This is a genomic window from Kitasatospora sp. GP30 (assembly GCF_029892145.1).
GTDB lineage: Bacteria > Actinomycetota > Actinomycetes > Streptomycetales > Streptomycetaceae > Kitasatospora > Kitasatospora acidiphila.
On record NZ_JARZAH010000006.1, the window covers coordinates 1 to 16,274 of the forward strand.

Below are 16,274 nucleotides of genomic sequence, written 5' to 3' on the forward strand. Positions count from 1 at the left end.
CCAGCCCCCTCGATCGAGACCGAACCAGCCACCTGGCCCGCCTCGACCTCACACTCACCGCCTGACACCGAATTAGGCAACGGAGTCCTTCAGGCACCTCAGGAGGCTGCCTGGGCATGCTCGGTGATGTTGCGGGCCATCCCGCCAAAGACGACCGAGTGGAAGGGTGCGACCGACCACCAGTAGGCGTGGCCGGCCAGTCCGTGCGGGTGGAACAGCGCCCGCTGGCGGTAGTGCGTGCCGCCCTCGCCGTCCGGGGTGACCGACAGCTCCAGCCAGGCCAGGCCAGGCAGTCGCATCTCGGCGCGCAGTCGCAGCAGCCGCCCCGGTTCGATCTCCTCGACCCGCCAGAAGTCCAGCGCGTCGCCGACCCTCAGCCGCGCCGGGTCACGCCGCCCACGGCGCAGGCCGACACCGCCGACCAGCCGGTCCAGCCTGCCGCGCAGCGCCCAGGCGAGCGGGAAGGAGTACCAGCCGTTGTTTCCCCCGATGCCTTCGACGATCTGCCAGACGGCGGACGGGGATGCCTTGACGGCGCGTTCCTGGACGTCCTGGTAGAGGCTGCCCCCCGCCCAGTCGGGGTCGGTGGGCAGAGGGTCGCTGGGCGCACCGGGCAGTGAGGCCGAGGACCAGCGGGTGGCCACCTCGGCTTCGCGGATCCGGCGCAGGGCGAGCGCCACCGCCCGGTCGAAGCCGGTCAGGCCGCCCGCCGGGTCGGGCACCCAGCGGGCGATGTCATGCTCGCCGCACACCACCTCGTGGCGCAGCGACTCGACCAGCGGCCGGGCAATGGCGTTCGGCACCGGGGTGACCAGGCCCACCCAGTGGCTGGACAGCCGTGGCGTGAGCACTGGCACCGGTACGATGACGCGTCGGTGCAGCCCCGCGACCCGGGCGTAGCGCCGCATCATGCCCTGGTAGGTGAGGACCTCGGGCCCGCCGAGGTCGAAGGTCCGGTTGACCTCGGGTGGCAGCTGGGCCGCGCCGACCAGATAGCGCAGCACGTCGCGTACCGCGATCGGCTGGATCCGGGTCCCCACCCAGCTCGGGGTGACCATCACCGGCAGGCGCTCGGTGAGGTAGCGCAGCATCTCGAACGACGCGCTGCCGGATCCGATGATCACCGCGGCGCGCAGCTCGGCGGTGGGCACGCCACTGCGCCGCAGCGTGCGGCCGACCTCGGCGCGCGAGCGCAGGTGCGGAGAGAGCTGCTGTTCGGGCACGCCGCGAGGGATCAGCCCGCCCAGGTAGACGATGCGGCCCACGCCGGCCGCGGCTGCGGCCTCGCCGAACGCGCGGGCAGCCGCGCGGTCGGTCTCCTCGAAACCGGGCCCGGTGCCCAGCGAGTGGATGAGGTAGTAGGCCACATCCACCCCGTCGAAGGCGCCGGAGAGCGTGTCAGGCCGGGTGACATCACCGGTGGTGGTCTCGACCTTCGCCCGCCACGGCTGGTCGCGCAGCCGGCCGGCGTCGCGGACCAGGCAGCGCACCGCGTGGCCGGCCGCGAGCAGTTCGGGCACCAGGCGGCCGCCGATGTAGCCGGTGGCACCGGTCACCAGGCACCGCGGCGGGGTGTGCGGCTGGTGGTTCATGCCCGCTCCTCCTCCCGGTGGCCGCAGGCCGCCGGGCACTGCCGGGTTCCCGGGTACTCGGTGGACCCAGACTCTCGCACGGCATTCGGAGCCCGCAACCGGGCGGATTGGCGATTCCGCCGACCAATCCGGCCGGTTTCCGGTCAGGAACAGCCGCTCCGGCGCGCCGGCGGCGGCCGGGCCGTTCGCGGCGGTCCTCCCGCGAACGTCAGGGTGCCGTACGACTGGCAGCGCCGGCCGGCCCCGCTGCGCGCCGCCGCGGTGGACCGCACCGAGCAGGCCCCGCCGATCACCTGGGCCCTGCGGGTCGCCCGGTCCTGAGCACGGGGCGGGGCGGTCTCGGCCCGGGGCTCAGTCCAGGCCGCGGGCGTGCCGCAGCCGGTCGGTGAGCGCATCCGGGGCGATGATCGGGTCCGGGTAGCCGTGGCGGTCGGCAAGCAGCCAGGGCCGGTGCACGGCCCGGCCCGGCACATGGGCGAGCTCCGGCACCCAGCGGCGCACATAGTCGCCGTCCGGGTCGTAGCGGTCAGCCTGGACCAGCGGGTTGAGGATCCGGTTCGGGCGGGTGTCCGTCCCGGTACCGGCCACCCACTGCCAGTTCAGCTGGTTGTTCGCCACGTCTCCGTCCACCAGCAGGGACAGGAAGTGGCGGGCGCCGATCCGCCAGTCCAGGTGGAGCGACTTGGCGAGGAAGCAGGCCGTGAGCAGCCTGGCCCGGTTGTGCATCCAGCCCTCGTGGGCGAGTTGACGCATCCCGGCGTCGATGATCGGGTAGCCGGTGCGGCCCTGCCGCCAGGCCGCGGCCTCGCGCTCGTCGTGGTGCCACGAGTCGTGCCGGGTGCGGTAGTCCCGGTACGCGGTGTCGGGCCGGGCGGCGAGCACCTGGTGGTGGAAGTCCCGCCAGGCGAGCTGCCGGACGAAGGCCTCGGCGCCGTCCCCGCCGCGTCGCGTCGCGCGCGCTGCCAGCTCGCCGGCGGACAGGCAGCCGAAGTGCAGGTACGGGGAGAGCCGGGAGGTGCCGTCGGCGGCGAGCGCGTCGTGCACGTCGGCGTAGTCGTCGAGGTCCCACCTCCGCCACCGCGCCCGTCCGGCCGTCTCCCCGCCTGGCGGCAGCGCGGGCGAGGCCGCCGGGGCCGTGGGCAGATCGTCGCCGTGCACGGTCTGCGGGGTGTGGAGCGTCCGGGGGGCGGACAGCACGGCGCGGCGAGGGACGCGCTGCCAGGCGCGGTGGTACGGGGTGAACACCGCGTAGTGGTCCTTCCCCGCCGGGGTGACCTGGCCGGCCGGTACCACGGTCAGCACGGCGTCGTGGACGTGCAGTCGGCCGCCGAGCAGCTCGCGCAAGCGGGCCTCACGGCGCTGGGCGAACGCGCTGACGCCGACCGCGAGGTGCACGCTGGCCGCGCCGGTCTCCTGCGCGATCCGGGCGGTCTGCTCGGCGGCGTTGCCGTGGCGCACCACCAGCCGGGAGCCGATCCGGCGCAGCGACGCGTCCAGGTCGGCGAGGCAGCCGGCGAGGAAGGCCCGCCGGTTGGCGGTGGCGAAGCCCGCGGCCTCGACCGCAGTATCCACCACGAACACCGGGACGACCTGGTCGGCGGCGGCGCGGGCGGCGTGCAGGACGGGGTTGTCGTGCAGGCGGAGGTCCTGGGTGAACAGGGCGACGGAGACGGTCATCGGGGGCCTCGGAGCTGGTAAGTACGGCTGGGCGAGCGGTCGAGCGGCCGGTGTGCGGTCGGCTGGAGAAAGGTGTCGGGTACCCGGGTCGGCGTGAGCCTGGGGAATGGGCCCTGCAGCAGGCACGGAATCTCACCGCTGACCTGGGCCTGCGCATGGATTCCCGACGCTTCCTGCTGCGCGACCGCGACAGCAGGTACAGCTACGCCTTCGACGCCGTCTTCGAGGCTGAAGAACTGGACGTGATCACGAGCGCGCCACGGGCTCCTCGGATGAACGCCCACTGCGAGAGGATCATCGGCACCATCCGGCGCGAAACGCTCGACCACGTCCTCATCCTCAACGAGGCCCACGCCGGGCGCGTCCTGGCCGCCTATCAGCGGCACTACAACGAGCACCGCCCGCACCAGGCCCGCAACCAACTACCGCCCGGCGCCCGTGAACAACCCGCCACCGAACAGGGCCTCGACAGTCGCAGAATACTGCGCAGCCGAATCCTCGGCGGCCTGATCAACGAGTACCGTTATGCCGCTTGACCAGCGGCGATGACTCTTCGAGCGGCACAGGTCTGGCTATCGCTGACCCGCTACGCGGGAGTTTCGTTTCCTCTCCCGGCTGAAGCCGGGGGTATCCACGAAAGGACCCTGATGACTCAGCATCATGCGATTTACCATCGCTCGAAGGAGTGAATCGGAGTCGCCTCCCTAACGCCACCGGCACGGCACTGGCAGAATGATCACTTAAGTCAGCTGGACTTCGATCACTGCTGGTAGTCCTGCGATCATCGGGGAGCACCCAGATCCAACTCCCCCGACACCCCCGACCGTCGTCGGCTCACGGTCTGTGTCCGGCCTCGGACACCGACCGTAAGCCCACGGCACTTTTTGCTTTCCCGAGTCGTAGGTCAGGATCAGCCCGAGCTGCCGGTAGAGCTCGACACGGTCGGCGGGCTCGGCGGCGGCGAGGACGGTGACCAGGTTGCAGTGACTGCGGGCCAGGGCTGCGATGTCGTCCCGGGTGAGTTCGCCGGTTCGGGCGGTTCGGGCGGCGCGGAGTTCGGCTTCGGCGCGGGCGCGGGTGGCCTGGGTTTGGGTGATCCACTGGGTGATGACGGCCGGGTCGGCGCCGGCTTCGAGAGCGGCGCGGTGGGTAGCAAGTTTGGCGTCGCAGTCGGCGATCGTGTTCTTGGCGTGTTCGGCGCAGGCGGTGTGGTTGTTCGGGGCGGGGTTGAGGTTCTGGGCTGCGGCGAGGAGGTCGATGGTGTCGTCGAGTCGGTGGGGGGCGAACATCTTGGCGAGCCAACGGTCGAGCGGGCCGAGGATGTCCTTCTCGCGTAGGTAGACGTTGCGCGGGTGCTGAACGCGGTTGGCGAGGGCGTATTCGGCGGGGAAGCGGCAGCGGTAGTAGGCCTCGCCGTGGGACCAGTTGCCCTGCATCTTGCGCATGCAGTCGATGCAGATGAAGGAGCCGCGCAGGAGGTAGAGGTTCCTGGTGCGTTCAACACCGTGGGCGGCATGGGTGCGGACGCGGGAGTTGATGATGTCCTGGACCTGGGCGAAGGTCTCGTCATCGACGATCGGCGGGTGGACGATGCGTTCGGAGACGATCCACTTGTCTTGGGTGTTCCAGCGCAGGGTGGTGGTGTAGCCGAGGGTGACGTCCTCGATGTCGAGGAGGGTCTCGTCCTTGCGCTGCTTGTTCCAGACCTGACGGCCCGTATAGCGGGGGTTGGTCCGCCCGGGTGAAGTCGCAGACGGGACGCGGCGCGACCAGTGCACCCACCGCGTTCTCGCGGGGGCGTGCCACCCTGTTCACCCCCGACCCCTGGCCGGGCTCGACCCTGCGCTTGGGCGTGCCAGCCGCTGGTTCGGACTCGGTGACGGACACGGCCTGCTGAGCAGCCGCCAAGCGACGGTAGAGGCGAGCGGCCGGGGCCGGCCGGCGGCGCACGTCGGGTGGTAGGCCGTGAAGGGACCGGTTCACTCAGCCGACACGGCCTCCACGTCCTTGTCTCATGGCTCAACCAGCGTCGCCACGCCTTCTGGGCTCCAGGCGACGCGCAGGTCCCGGTTGTCCGCGTGGGCCCGCCAGCCGTGCATCCCGGCGTCGTAGTCGACGCAGATCAACGCGGCGCGAACCCGGACTGGGCGGCGCGGGGAGACGGTCTCGTCCCATGCGAGGACATCCAGGACCGCGCGGCCGTCCAGCACCGCCCAGCCCGGGGCCGCGACCTGCCGGGCCCAGATCGAACGCACCTGCAGCTGGATCATCGGCGGCCCGCCGTACTCGACCTTGTGGCTGAACCACATGCCCGGGCTGTCATCGGTGATCATGGACTCCACCACAGCCGCGGGTACCTCCGGCACCCGGGACGAGTCATGGCCCGACCGGTCCCGGCCGGCCTTGAAAGCCGGCTCCGGCGCCGGGTGCTGCGCATACCCCATCGCCTCGTAATCGTGGGCGAATCCGGCGCGCACCGCACCCACCACCGCCTCGCCGATCAGCTCCCGCGCCTCGCCGACCTTCACAGCCCACCGCCCTCTTTCGGTTCAGGCATCAGCAGTCCCGGGCCCCGGGCAAGGTATCGCACACCCGGACGCGGCCCTGCCCGGAAACCGCGCAACAACACCCGGGAGAGCAGCCAGGCACTGACACTCTGGTGTCCCGTCAGGAGCGACTACGGCGCGCCGCCGGCCGCGTCGGGAAGGCCCTAGACGGGGCGGGCAGCTGCTACTGGCCGAGCTGAGCACCGCGGTGACAACGCACAGCGGGAAGCCGCCCTGGTGTGCCTGGGACCGCTCTTCTCCGGTGCTCCGGTTCGCCGGTGCGCAGCGTGGCGTCGGCGACCTCGTAGACCAGGTCCTCAACTGGCAGCTGCGCCAGCGCGAGGCGGCCCGGGCCCGAATCTGCGCCGCGCTTCTGCGTCTTGACGTCATCGGCGGAGGGCTGCGGATCGGCTCAGCTTACCTGTAGCAACTTAGTAGATCGTCCCATTCGTTGAGTTCACGTCAGTGGGCCGGATCGCCGACCGCCGCCGGGCCTCGGGTGAGCACCAGGCGGAACTCCGAGGTGTAACGCCGGTCCTGGGCATCCGGCAGCCACAGGCCGTCGAGGTCGGGGAGCATCTCGCCCACCGTGAGGTGCTTCGCGGCCTCCTCGGGCGGGGCGCCGCGGACCGCCTTGGCCAGCAGCTCCACCAGGACCGGGCTGGTGAAGTCCACCGCCACCGGCTTCACCTCGTAGGGCACCTTCCAGAAGGCCCGTTCGGGCAGGCCCAGTTCGGCCCGCCAGGCCCGGGCGGCCAGGAAGCGCCGCCGGACGTCCTTGACCCGGGTCCACGCCAGCTCGGCCAGCGGGATCCGCCAGGTCTCGCGGCACAGCACCATCCGGTCCACGGTGATCCGCGGCCGGTGGGCGACCGGTGCCAGCAGGCCGAACGCCCCGGAGACGGCCGCGCACAGGAACTCGCCCAGGACCTCCAGCAGGTCGAGGTCGCCGCCGTCCGGGCCGCGCACCAGCAGGGCTCCGTCGGCGGCCTGGTACGCCGTCAGGCCGGCGGCGGGCAGCACCGTCCCCGGGCCCTCGACGCTGTCCTGGCCCTCGCTCCAGGTCCAGTAGCGGTAGTCGGGCGAGAGCAGCCCGGCGGGCGGGGCCATCCGCGAGGTCACGAACGGGGACTCCTTGGGCTGCACCGCGTAGATCCGCCGGCCAGCGTAGTCCGCCTCGGCCCGGGCGAGCAGCCGCTCCGGCGCGTGGTGGTGCGCCACGAAGGCGGGCTGGTCCAGGCTGTTGATGGCCGGGTGGACCTCGCCCAGCACCAGCAGGAACTCGCCCCGCGCCAGCGCCAGCCGATCGGCGGCGTGGACCATCAGGTCGGGACTGTGGTGGGCGGCCGCCGCCCAGGGCAGCGGGCCGGGTGGGAAGGCCCGGGCCACCCGGTCGGCGAGTTCCGCGCTGCTCCACCGCGGTCGCTGCTCGGGCCCCTCGGCCGCCGGGCCGAGCACCTGCGACCAGCGGCGCTGCAGCTCGGCGACGGCCTCGGCGACCGGTGGCGGCACGGACCGCGCACCGACCGTCAGCCGGTCGGCGGCGAGTGCGAACAGCCGTGCCAGCGGCATGCCGTCCGCCGCCGCGCGCCGGTTGCCCAGCAGCTCGGCGAAGACCGCGCGGTAGTTGTCGGCGACCCGCCGCACCAGCCAGTCGGCGCTGTCCAGCACCAGCCCGAGCGGGCCGGCCGCCGCGTCCAGCAGCCCGGCGCCGACCTGGACGTCGACGTCCCGGACGGCGTCCTCGTAGATCAGCGTCCGACCGGCGTACATGGTGCCGGCCCGGCGGGTGGCGGCCGCGCCGGTCGCGCTCTCGAAGCCCGCGGAGAGCCGGTCCAGCGCCTCGCCCAGCCTGGTCGCGTCGCCGGCGGCCGCGCTGACCTCGTCGCGCAGCGCGCACAGCCGCTTCAGCGGAGCGAGCGCGCGCTCGCGCAGCCCGGGATCACCGATCGCTTCCAGGCGCCGGCGCAGGGTGTGCTCGGGCTGGGACTCCGCGGGGCCGAGCAGGTCCAGCCGGAGCAGTCCCCGGTCAGCCAGGTCGGTCAGGCGGAGCAGGTCGTCCGGCTGCCCGTCGAGGTCGGCGAGCACCTCGGCGACGGTGCGCCGGCCGTCGCACCGCAGCAGCAGCGCGCGCTCGCGCTCGGCGAGTACGACGGCCGCCCGCCGGGGCCGGGCCACCAGGGAGCCGCGCAGCAGATGGGAGGCGGGCCGGCGGGGCACCAGCCAGGGCAGCACGCCCGGCAGTCGGCCGGTGCGCTCGGCGAGGGCGTCGACGGCCCAGCCCTCGAAGCAGGTCCGGCGCGAGCTGAGCAGGCCGGTCCCCGGCCGCACCAGCACGCTGTGCGGGCCGTCGCTGAGCCAGGCCCAGCCGATCGGGCCGAAGAAGCCGATGGTGTCGTTCTTCAGGCAGTAGCGCTGGAGGTAGGAGGCGAGCGTCAGTTCACGTCGTCGGGTCTGGGCGTTCCAGGGGCTCACGGCGTCCAGCCGGTCCAGCACGTTGCGGGCGGCCTCCCGGTTCTGCCAGGTCACCGCCTCCCGCACGGCCGGGGAGGCGGCCTGCTCGGCCAGCGCCCGGGACAGCTCGGGCTGCGCGACCTGCCAGAGCTTCTCGTAGTGCTGCGCGGCCTCGGCCTGGTCGGGCAGCCCGAGCGCGGCATCGGCCGCCGCGGCGAGGTCCGGCGCGCGCAGCGCGTCGAGCTCGGCGGCGGGAAAGCCGGCGGACCGGAGCATGGCGTCCGGCCAGGCCCTCCAGCCGGAGGAACCCAGCGGGACCAGGGGCGGCGGATCGGCCGGCGAGGCGGTGTGCGGCGGGTGGGTCACTGAGCTGGCTCCGGGTTCAGGACGGGCTCGGGGACGGGCAGTTCACGCATGGTCCGCAGGGGCGAGAACAGGATCACCAGGAAGCACGACGCCCCTCCCAGTGCGGCGATCCACAGGGTCGGCCGGGCTCCCCAGGCCTGTCCGAGCACGCCGGCCACCAGTCCGCCCAGCGGCATGCTGCCCCACACCAGCACGCGCCCGGCGGAGCTGACCCGGCCGAGCAGCCGGTCCGGCGTGGTGGCCTGGCGGTAGCTGACCACCGAGACGTTGAAGACCACCATCGCGACCCCGGCCACCGCCTGCCCCGCGCAGACCAGCACCAGCAGAGCGCCGTGGCCGGCGAGCGGCGCGGCCAGTCCGGCCACCCCGGCGACGGCCGCGCTGCCCCACAGGGCGGGCCCCCGCCCGAACCGCTCGACCAGACGGTTCACCAGGAACGACCCGAGCACCCCACCGACCCCGCCGCAGGCGAAGACCACGCCGATGGTGGACGGCGAGAACCGCAACTCGCGGGCGAGGACGAGCACCAGCATGGGCTCGCCCATCATGTAGAAGAAGTTGAAGGTGCTGGTGCAGACCGTGGCGCGCAGCAGCAGCCAGTGGCCGAACAGGAACCGCAGGCCCTCGGCGATCTCCTGGCCCAGGTGCGTGCCAGGGCGGGCGGGCGCGGCGGGCTCACGGCGTCGGATCCGCAGCACGCACAGCACCGCCCAGCCGTAGCCGCCCGCCGTGGCCAGCAGCGCGTACGGAGCCCCGAGCCATCCGATCATCAGACCAGCCAACCCGGGACCAGCGATCCGCGCGACGGACTGCGCGCTCTGCAGCCGGGCGTTCGCGTCGACCAGCTGCTCGGCCTCGACCAGCCGGGGCAGGTAGCTCTGGTAGGCGCATTCGAAGAACACCGTCAGCACGCCCACCACCAGGGCGACGGCCAGGAGTTCGGGCATGGTCAGGACCCTGAGCCGCCACAGCAGCGGGACCGCGCCCAGGGCCAGCAGCCGTCCGGTGTTGGCCCACAGCATCACCGGCCGCCGCCGCGCCCGGTCCACCCAGGCCCCGGCGGGGAGCCCGATCAGCAGGAACGCCGCCGTCTCGAAGACGGTGAGCAGCCCGACCTGGAACGCGTTCGCGTGCAACAGGCCGATGGCGGCCAGCGGCAGGGCGATCGGCGCGATCGCCGCGCCGAGCTGGCTGAGCGAGTCCGCCAGGAAGAGCCTGGTGAAGTCCGGGTTCCGGAAGACGCCGACGGATGCGGCGGGCATGGCACTCCAGGGTGCTGGTGCGCGGGAGGCGCGGTGGAACGTGGTCTCTAGTGCCGACACCTCGGTCGAGCGCGGGTGCCGGCGCCTCAAGCGGGCGCGGACGACGACACCTCGGTCGAGCGCGGGTGCCGGCGCCTCAGTCGAGCGTGGAGGCGATCAGCCGCTGCGCGAGGGCCAGCCGGTCGGCGGCCGGGAGCTGGGCCAGGGCGGGCCACAGCACATCCCCGGCGCCGGTCGGCCGACCCGCCGAAGTGGGCGGTGCGGCGGCGGGGGCGAGCTGCTCGGCGGGGGCGACCGGTGCCGGGCTGCTGTCCTCCCCCGCCCAGGCCTTGATCAGCAGGCCGACGTCGCCGCACTCCAGCAGCTCCGTCAGGGTGACCTCCAGCCCGTGCTCGCGCACGGCGATGTTCACCAGCCGGGCCGCCTCCAGGGAAGACCCACCGAGTTCGAACCAGGCGGCGTCCAGGGTGGACGAGCGCAGCAGCTCCTTGGCGCGGGCGGTGAGCGCGGTGCCGGCGGCTGAACCAGCGGCGGGCACGGGGGTGGAGAGCATTGTGACGTCGACCTTTCCGTTCGGGGTGAGAGGCAGCCGCGCGACGCAGCGCAGCGTCAGGTGGCGCAGGTAGCCGGGCAGCGCGTCGCGGACCTGGCCGATGACCTCGGTCCAGTCGGTGCCCACGGCCGGGACCAGGACCAGTTCGAGGCGGGTGCGGTCGGCCCCCTCGACGACCACCGCCGCGGCCTGCCGCACCCCGGGCTGGGCCAGCGCGGTGGCCTCCAGCTCGCCCAACTCGACGCGCACGCCGGAGACCTTGAGCTGGCGGTCCAGCCGGCCCAGGTAGTCCAGCGCGCCGTCGGGCCGACGGCGCACCAGGTCACCGGTGCGGTACACCAGGTGGACCCGGTCGCGGTGCGGGTCCGGGACGAACCGGCAGCGGGTCTGTCGCGGATCACCGTGGTAGCCCAGCGCCAGCGCCGGACCGCCGAGCCAGAGTTCGCCCGGCTCCGACTCCGGCACCGGGGTGCCCCGATGGTCGACGATCCGGGTGTCGAAGTACGGCAGCGGCCTGCCGATGGGCGGCTCGCCGGCCCCCGGCGTCACCCAGTCGGCCACTGAGACGATGGTGCACTCGGTCGGCCCGTACAGGTTGAGCACCCGGAACGGCAGGTCCTGGGCGGTCACCGGGTGCAGGCGGTCGCCACCGGAGCCCAGCACGCGCAGCGCCGTCCCGCTCGGCCAGGGGCACTCGACCAGCAGCTGCGCCACCGGCGCCGGTGCGAAGGCGACCTCGACGCGCTGCTCGACCAGCCACTGCGCGAGTTCGTAGGGGTCGGCCCGCAGCGGATCGGGGATCAGCTGGATCCGGGCACCCGCGGTGAGGGCCGGCCACACGTCCCACAGCGAGGCGTCGAAGCCGATGCTCGCCCCCTGGCTGACGACCGTGCCGGGGGCCAGCTCCAGCGTCTCGCGCCCCCACGCCGCAAGTCGGCTCAGGGCGTCCCGGCCGATCACCACGGCCTTCGGGGCGCCGGTGCTACCTGACGTGAACATCGTGTAGGCGGGCAGGTCCACGGCGGCCTGCGGGTCGGGGGTGCCCGAGTCCCAGGGCTCGACCGCGCCGCGCAGTTCGGCCCACCGAAGGACCGGTGCGCCGCCGAGCCGGTCGGGGCCGTCACCGTCCAGGTCGACGACCAGCCGGCAGCCCACCCGCTCGACCATGGCGTCCAGGCCGGCGGGGTAGCGCCGCCGGTCCAGCGGGACGAACGTGGCGCCCGCGTGCAGGACGGCGTACTCAGCGGCGAAGAACCGCGCGGACGGGGTGCCGATCAGCCCCACCACCGCCGGGCCGCTACCGAGCCGCCGCGCCAGGGCCTCGCCGAGCGCGGGGAGTTCGGCGTAGCCGATCTCGTCGGTGTCGTCCCGCAGGGCGGTCAGCGCGCCGTCCGCCCGGGCCGCCCGCAGCACCAGGGCGACCACGTCGGGTGCCCGGTCGGCGGCCCCGCTCAGGTCAGCGTCGTCCTCGAAGCCGGTCAGCGCGACCAGAGCACGGACGAACTCGTGCCACAGCAGCCACAGTTCGTCGGCGTCGACGTGGCTGCGGGTGGCCTCGAACAGCAGCGTGGTGTGCTGCTCGGCCGCACTGCGGTCGACCAGCGCGATGGCGTTGACCGGGAACTTGGCCGCGCCGTTGTAGGCCCCCACTTCCACCTCGGCCTCCCGACCGCCGAGCCGGATCCGCGACTGCAGCTGCTCGTGCATGCTGAACGCGGCCTGCACCAGGCCGCGGTCGGTGCCGCCGCGCACGCCGGAACCCAGCGCAGCCACCAGGTCGGGCAGCGGCACGTCGGCGCGGGCACTCGCCCGGGCCAGTGCCCGCGCGGTCGCCGCGAGGACCTCGGCCGGAGCCGACCCCGCGGCGGCCCGCACCACGACCGGCGCGGTGGAGACGAACATGCCGACCGTGTCGTGGAGTTCGGCCGGCCGGTTGCCGACGGCGGTGCCCACCAGCAGAGGTCCTGCGGCGTCCGGGCGGCGCACGGCGGCCAGGGCCTGTCCGAAGGCGGCGAACAGCACGGTGAAGTACGAGACGCCCTGCGCCCTGGCGGTCGACTCGGCGGCCCGGGCCAACTGCCGCGGCAGGGGCAGCCGCAGGTGGTGGTCGGCCTCCGCGGTGGGCGCGGGCAGCTTGGGGAAGAGCTCGGGGAAGTCCTCGCGCAGTTCCTCGAGCACCTCGTCCGCGACCGCCGGACCCCGGCGCTGCGCCACCGCCCGCGCCTGGCGCCGGGCGTAGTCGAGGTAGCGCCCGTCGACGGCGGTCGGCCCGCCGTCCGCCAGGGAGCGCAACAGCAGGTTGAACGACTCCCCGTCGTGGACCAGGTGGTGCTCGGAGTGGACCATTACCGCCCTGCCCTGCGGCAGGTGCACCAGCGACCAGCGCACCAGCGGGCCGCCGTCCAGCTCGAAGGAGCGGTCGGCGCCCACCGCCGCCAGCAGCGCCTCGCTGGAGTGCGGCAGGTGGTCGAGGTGCAGCTCGTGGATCTCGGCGGCCCGGCGGGACTCCTGCGGGGTGGCCGGCCGCTGCCGCGGCTCGCCGTCCACGACGACCAGCCGGACGCCGAGCCCGCGGTGGTGTTCCAACAGGCCGTACAGGGCCTGGCTCAGGGCGGCCGGGTCGGGGGCCCGCTCGAAGCGGAACAGGGCGTGGAAGTGGTAGCGGGTGGAGGCGGGTTCCAGCATCGTCTGATACCACACCAGGCGCTGCTGCCAGCTGAGCGGCACCTCGTCGTCGGTGGGGTGCGGCTCGGCGGACGCGTCGGCGGCGGCCGGGGCGAGCGGCGCGCTGCCGGCCTCGCGCAGGGCCAGCCCGAGGTCGGGCGCGGTGACCAGCTGCACCGCCGACACGTCGAGCCGCAGGGTGGTGCGCAGGAGGAACGCCAGCCGGGCGCCGTCCAGCGAGCTGCCGCCCAGGGCGTGCAGGCTCTGGCCGTGGAGGTCCTCGGTGGCGCAGCCGAGCAGGGCCGCTGCCTCGCGCAGGGCCGCCGCGGGGTCGGACGTGAGAAGGCGCTGGTTCATCGGTGCGGAGCCTCCGGGCGCGGGGAAGGGGCGGCGAGGATCCGGCCGAGGTCGCCGACCGGCTGGTCCAGGTTGTCCGCCATGGCGTGCAGGACCCGCAGCAGGTCGCGTGCCAGGGTGGCGGGAGCGGGCCGGTCGGTGGCAGCCGGGTGGCGTTCGACGGTGATCCGGGGGCGCTCGGCAGCGAGGATCACGGACACCGTCAGCGCGTTGGGCGCGGCCCCCGGCGCACTCGCCGTCACCCGCAAGCCCCCGCCGGGCTGCGGGCTGCCGGAGCCGACGGCCAGCACGACGTCGAAGAAGGACGCCTCCCCGGCCGCCGTGACCGAGCGCGGCAGCCCGGTCAGCTCCGGCAGTCGGGTCAGCGGCGTGTACTTGTGGGTCTGCACCTCGATGAGCCGGCGCCGTGCGTCGGCCACGACCTGGCGCAGCGTCATGTCGGGGTGCGCCTCGGTCACGACCGGCAGCACGTTGAGGAACAGGCCCACCAGGTCGAACCCGATGGCGGGATGGTCGCGCAGCGACATCGGCACGCCGACCGCGACGCGGCTGCCGCAGCCGTAGTGCCGCAGCAGGGCCGCGAGCGCCGCCTGGACGGTCATCGCCGGGGACGCGTTGGCGCGCCGCGCCAGCTCGCGCAGTGCGGTCAGGTCGGCGGACCCGAGCCCCAGGCTGTGGCGCGGTGGCGCCTCGTCGGCGTCGGGCGCGGCCATGGTGACCCGCGCCGTGGGCGGTGGCTGGTAGCGGCCGCACCAGTACGCGCGCGACCCGGACGCGCTCTCCTGCGCGGTGAGCACCGCCCGGACGGCGTCCTGGTAGCGGGCGGCGGAGAGCTCCGGCGAGAGGGCCGGCCCCGGGAGCGCCCGGCCGAGCAGCAGGTGCCCCAGGTCGTCGGTGAGCCGGCCGACGGCGGCCTCGTCCACCAGGACGTGGTGCACCGCGAGCAGCAGCCGGGTCGGCTCGCCGTCCCGGCCGGCTGGTGCCACGGCCAGCCGGACCAGCACCTCACCGAAGGCGTCGAAATCGGGTACCGCCACCTCGGCCGACGGTGCGAGGTCACGGGTGGCGGGCGGCAGGTCGTGGTAGCCGCGAACCTCCTGGCACACCTGCCCGTCGACCACCTGATAACGCACGCGCAGCGCCGCGTGAGTCTGCAGCAGCATCTTCCAGGCAATTCGGACGGATTCCACCGGAATCGATCCGGGAATGGCGATGGTGAAAATCAGCGAACCACTGCCGAGCTCCTCTGAGATTTCCGAGCTGAGCAGCTGCAGACACTGGGCCTGAGTGGCTTCGAGCGGGTCGGGCAAAAGGTCTCCCAGGGTCGGCAGAGTGCTCTCTGCACGGCTTGGTCAAAACCACGTGCGGGACGCTAGTAGCACTGGCAGGCCACTGTCAATGGGTTGTGACTGATACTCATATAGAACCCTTCATAAGGAACTTGACCACCGTGCATGCCGACACCGACCGCACCGTCATGACCTCATTTGGATACGCCCCACTCCATTGACAGGTCCGCACCCATGCCGGACGATCAAGCCCCGGGAGCTGCCGTTACCGACGGCAGCCGGCTCTTCGGGGAGTGATTGCGTGGACCAGGAAAAGGCGACGCCCATTTACGACATTGCGCGCCCCAGCAACCCGGACGATATGCCCAAGGTGTCTCTCGACCAGGCGCACGCGCCCAACAAGGTGCTCGCCCACGATGACCTGCTGCGGCGGTTCGCGCGGGGCGAGGAAATCCGTCCGATCCATATGCGGATCGGCATCATGGGTGCCTGCAACATGCGGTGCAACTTCTGCAATTTCCACTCGCCCAATGAGAAGAGCTTCTACGATCTCTTCTCATTCAAGGACTCCATCGCCACCGACGCCGCCATCCGGCTGATGGGCGAGTTCGCCGCCACCGGCGGGCGGGCCGTGACCTTCTGCGGCAGCGGCGAGTGCACCATCCACCCCGGTTACCAGGACATCGCGCGCGCCGGTCACGCCGCCGGGCTGCGCCTGGGCCTGATCACCAACGGGTCCCGGCTGTCGAAGCCGGACATGGCCGCCTGCATCGCCGAGACCCACACCTGGGTCCGGATCGGCATGAACGCCGGCACCAAGGCCACCTTCGAGGAGATCACCCGGGACCACGACGACACCTTCGACACATTCCTGACCACCCCGCGCGCCCTGCGCGAGGCGGCCGTCGATCCCGAGTTCCGGATTGGCTTCAACTTCGTGATCACGCAGCAGAACTACCAGGAGATCCGCCAGGCGGCCCGGATCGCACACGATTCGGGTGCCCACTACGTGCGCTTCGAGCCGGAGTTCTACAGCGCGATGGGCCACGAGACCATCGAGTCGGTCATGGCCGAGGTCTCCGAGGCGCTGCAGGAGGTCGCCCAGCTCTCCAACGAGGAGTTCGAGGTCTCCGTACCCAAGCTCGACCGCGGTCCGATGGACCAGGTCGAGGCGGTCGAAGGCGACTTCGAGCACTGCCACTACAGCCGCTTCGTGACCGCGGTCGGCGCCGACGGCAACCTCTACCCCTGCCCGCAGGTGCACCTCAACAGCCGCTACCAGATCGGCAACGTGCTCCAGGACGGCTACCTCACCGTGCTCGAGGGCGGCAAGCGCGCCGCCTGGGAGGCGGAGAACCCGCAGCGGACCGACCTGTGCAAGTCCTGCTTCTACCGCCCCCAGAACGAGCTGCTGGAGTGGCTCAAGCGGGGCCAGGTCCAGCTGGACGAGGCGCTGGACGCGTACCGGGTCGAGATCCCCGCCACGCTCCACGCCGACTTCGTCTGATCGGGAA

At 72.9% G+C, this 16,274-nt stretch carries 11 protein-coding genes; 3 read left to right on the forward strand and 8 right to left on the reverse strand.

All coding sequences use genetic code 11. The features are described from left to right. Positions 1-98: 98 nt before the first annotated feature. Positions 99-1,592 (reverse strand): SDR family oxidoreductase, encoded by a 1,494-nt coding sequence (locus P3T35_RS11695; RefSeq protein ID WP_101379223.1) that lies wholly within the window; start codon positions 1,590-1,592, stop codon positions 99-101. Between the two features lie 351 nt (positions 1,593-1,943). After that, positions 1,944-3,269 carry a deoxyribodipyrimidine photo-lyase gene (locus P3T35_RS11700; protein ID WP_101379224.1) on the reverse strand — a complete coding sequence of 442 codons (1,326 nt, stop codon included), beginning with the start codon at positions 3,267-3,269 and terminating at the stop codon, positions 1,944-1,946. Between the two features lie 155 nt (positions 3,270-3,424). Between P3T35_RS11700 and P3T35_RS11705 the strand changes: the two genes are divergently transcribed. Continuing rightward, the gene (locus tag P3T35_RS11705; RefSeq protein ID WP_280705765.1) at positions 3,425-3,805 is read left to right on the forward strand and encodes an integrase core domain-containing protein; all 381 of its coding nucleotides are present in this window, start codon (positions 3,425-3,427) and stop codon (positions 3,803-3,805) included. Between the two features lie 204 nt (positions 3,806-4,009). Here P3T35_RS11705 and P3T35_RS11710 read toward each other — a convergent pair whose 3' ends face one another. Further along, the gene (locus P3T35_RS11710) at positions 4,010-5,047 is read right to left on the reverse strand and encodes a recombinase family protein (RefSeq protein WP_101379225.1); all 1,038 of its coding nucleotides are present in this window, start codon (positions 5,045-5,047) and stop codon (positions 4,010-4,012) included. Between the two features lie 234 nt (positions 5,048-5,281). Further along, entirely contained in the window at positions 5,282-5,797 is a 516-nt protein-coding gene (locus tag P3T35_RS11715) for a hypothetical protein (RefSeq protein WP_101379226.1), read from the reverse strand. A gap of 226 nt (positions 5,798-6,023) precedes the next feature. On the opposite strand from P3T35_RS11715, the gene P3T35_RS11720 reads away from it, so the two are divergent. After that, the gene (locus P3T35_RS11720) at positions 6,024-6,242 is read left to right on the forward strand and encodes a hypothetical protein (RefSeq protein WP_143676741.1); all 219 of its coding nucleotides are present in this window, start codon (positions 6,024-6,026) and stop codon (positions 6,240-6,242) included. A gap of 35 nt (positions 6,243-6,277) precedes the next feature. Here the strand turns inward: P3T35_RS11720 and P3T35_RS11725 are convergent, their stop codons facing one another. The 4 genes from P3T35_RS11725 to P3T35_RS11740 all read right to left on the reverse strand — a co-directional run bounded on the left by P3T35_RS11725 (position 6,278) and on the right by P3T35_RS11740 (position 14,781). Then, positions 6,278-8,635, reverse strand: coding sequence for a lantibiotic dehydratase (locus P3T35_RS11725; protein WP_101379227.1), 2,358 nt, complete (start codon positions 8,633-8,635; stop codon positions 6,278-6,280). Then, positions 8,632-9,897 (reverse strand): MFS transporter, encoded by a 1,266-nt coding sequence (locus P3T35_RS11730; protein WP_101379228.1) that lies wholly within the window; start codon positions 9,895-9,897, stop codon positions 8,632-8,634. Before P3T35_RS11730 ends, P3T35_RS11725 begins: the two co-directional genes overlap by 4 nt. A gap of 136 nt (positions 9,898-10,033) precedes the next feature. Beyond that, positions 10,034-13,471 (reverse strand): non-ribosomal peptide synthetase, encoded by a 3,438-nt coding sequence (locus tag P3T35_RS11735; protein WP_101379229.1) that lies wholly within the window; start codon positions 13,469-13,471, stop codon positions 10,034-10,036. Beyond that, complete coding sequence (locus P3T35_RS11740) at positions 13,468-14,781, reverse strand: condensation domain-containing protein (protein WP_280705769.1); 1,314 nt, start codon at positions 14,779-14,781, stop codon at positions 13,468-13,470. The genes P3T35_RS11735 and P3T35_RS11740 overlap by 4 nt, the downstream gene beginning before the upstream one ends. A 340-nt stretch (positions 14,782-15,121) precedes the next feature. On the opposite strand from P3T35_RS11740, the gene P3T35_RS11745 reads away from it, so the two are divergent. Beyond that, positions 15,122-16,267, forward strand: coding sequence for a radical SAM protein (locus tag P3T35_RS11745; RefSeq protein WP_101379231.1), 1,146 nt, complete (start codon positions 15,122-15,124; stop codon positions 16,265-16,267). The last annotated feature ends 7 nt before the right edge of the window (positions 16,268-16,274 follow it).

Bases quoted from the DNA above. Each gene is read 5' to 3' on its own strand.
- P3T35_RS11730 (WP_101379228.1), bottom strand. From the start codon at position 9,897: ATGCCCGCCGCATCCGTCGGCGTCTTCCGGAACCCGGACTTCACCAGG.
- P3T35_RS11695 (WP_101379223.1), bottom strand. From the start codon at position 1,592: ATGAACCACCAGCCGCACACCCCGCCGCGGTGCCTGGTGACCGGTGCC.
- P3T35_RS11705 (WP_280705765.1), top strand. From the start codon at position 3,425: ATGGATTCCCGACGCTTCCTGCTGCGCGACCGCGACAGCAGGTACAGC.
- P3T35_RS11745 (WP_101379231.1), top strand. From the start codon at position 15,122: ATGCCCAAGGTGTCTCTCGACCAGGCGCACGCGCCCAACAAGGTGCTC.
- P3T35_RS11735 (WP_101379229.1), bottom strand. From the start codon at position 13,471: ATGAACCAGCGCCTTCTCACGTCCGACCCCGCGGCGGCCCTGCGCGAG.
- P3T35_RS11700 (WP_101379224.1), bottom strand. From the start codon at position 3,269: ATGACCGTCTCCGTCGCCCTGTTCACCCAGGACCTCCGCCTGCACGAC.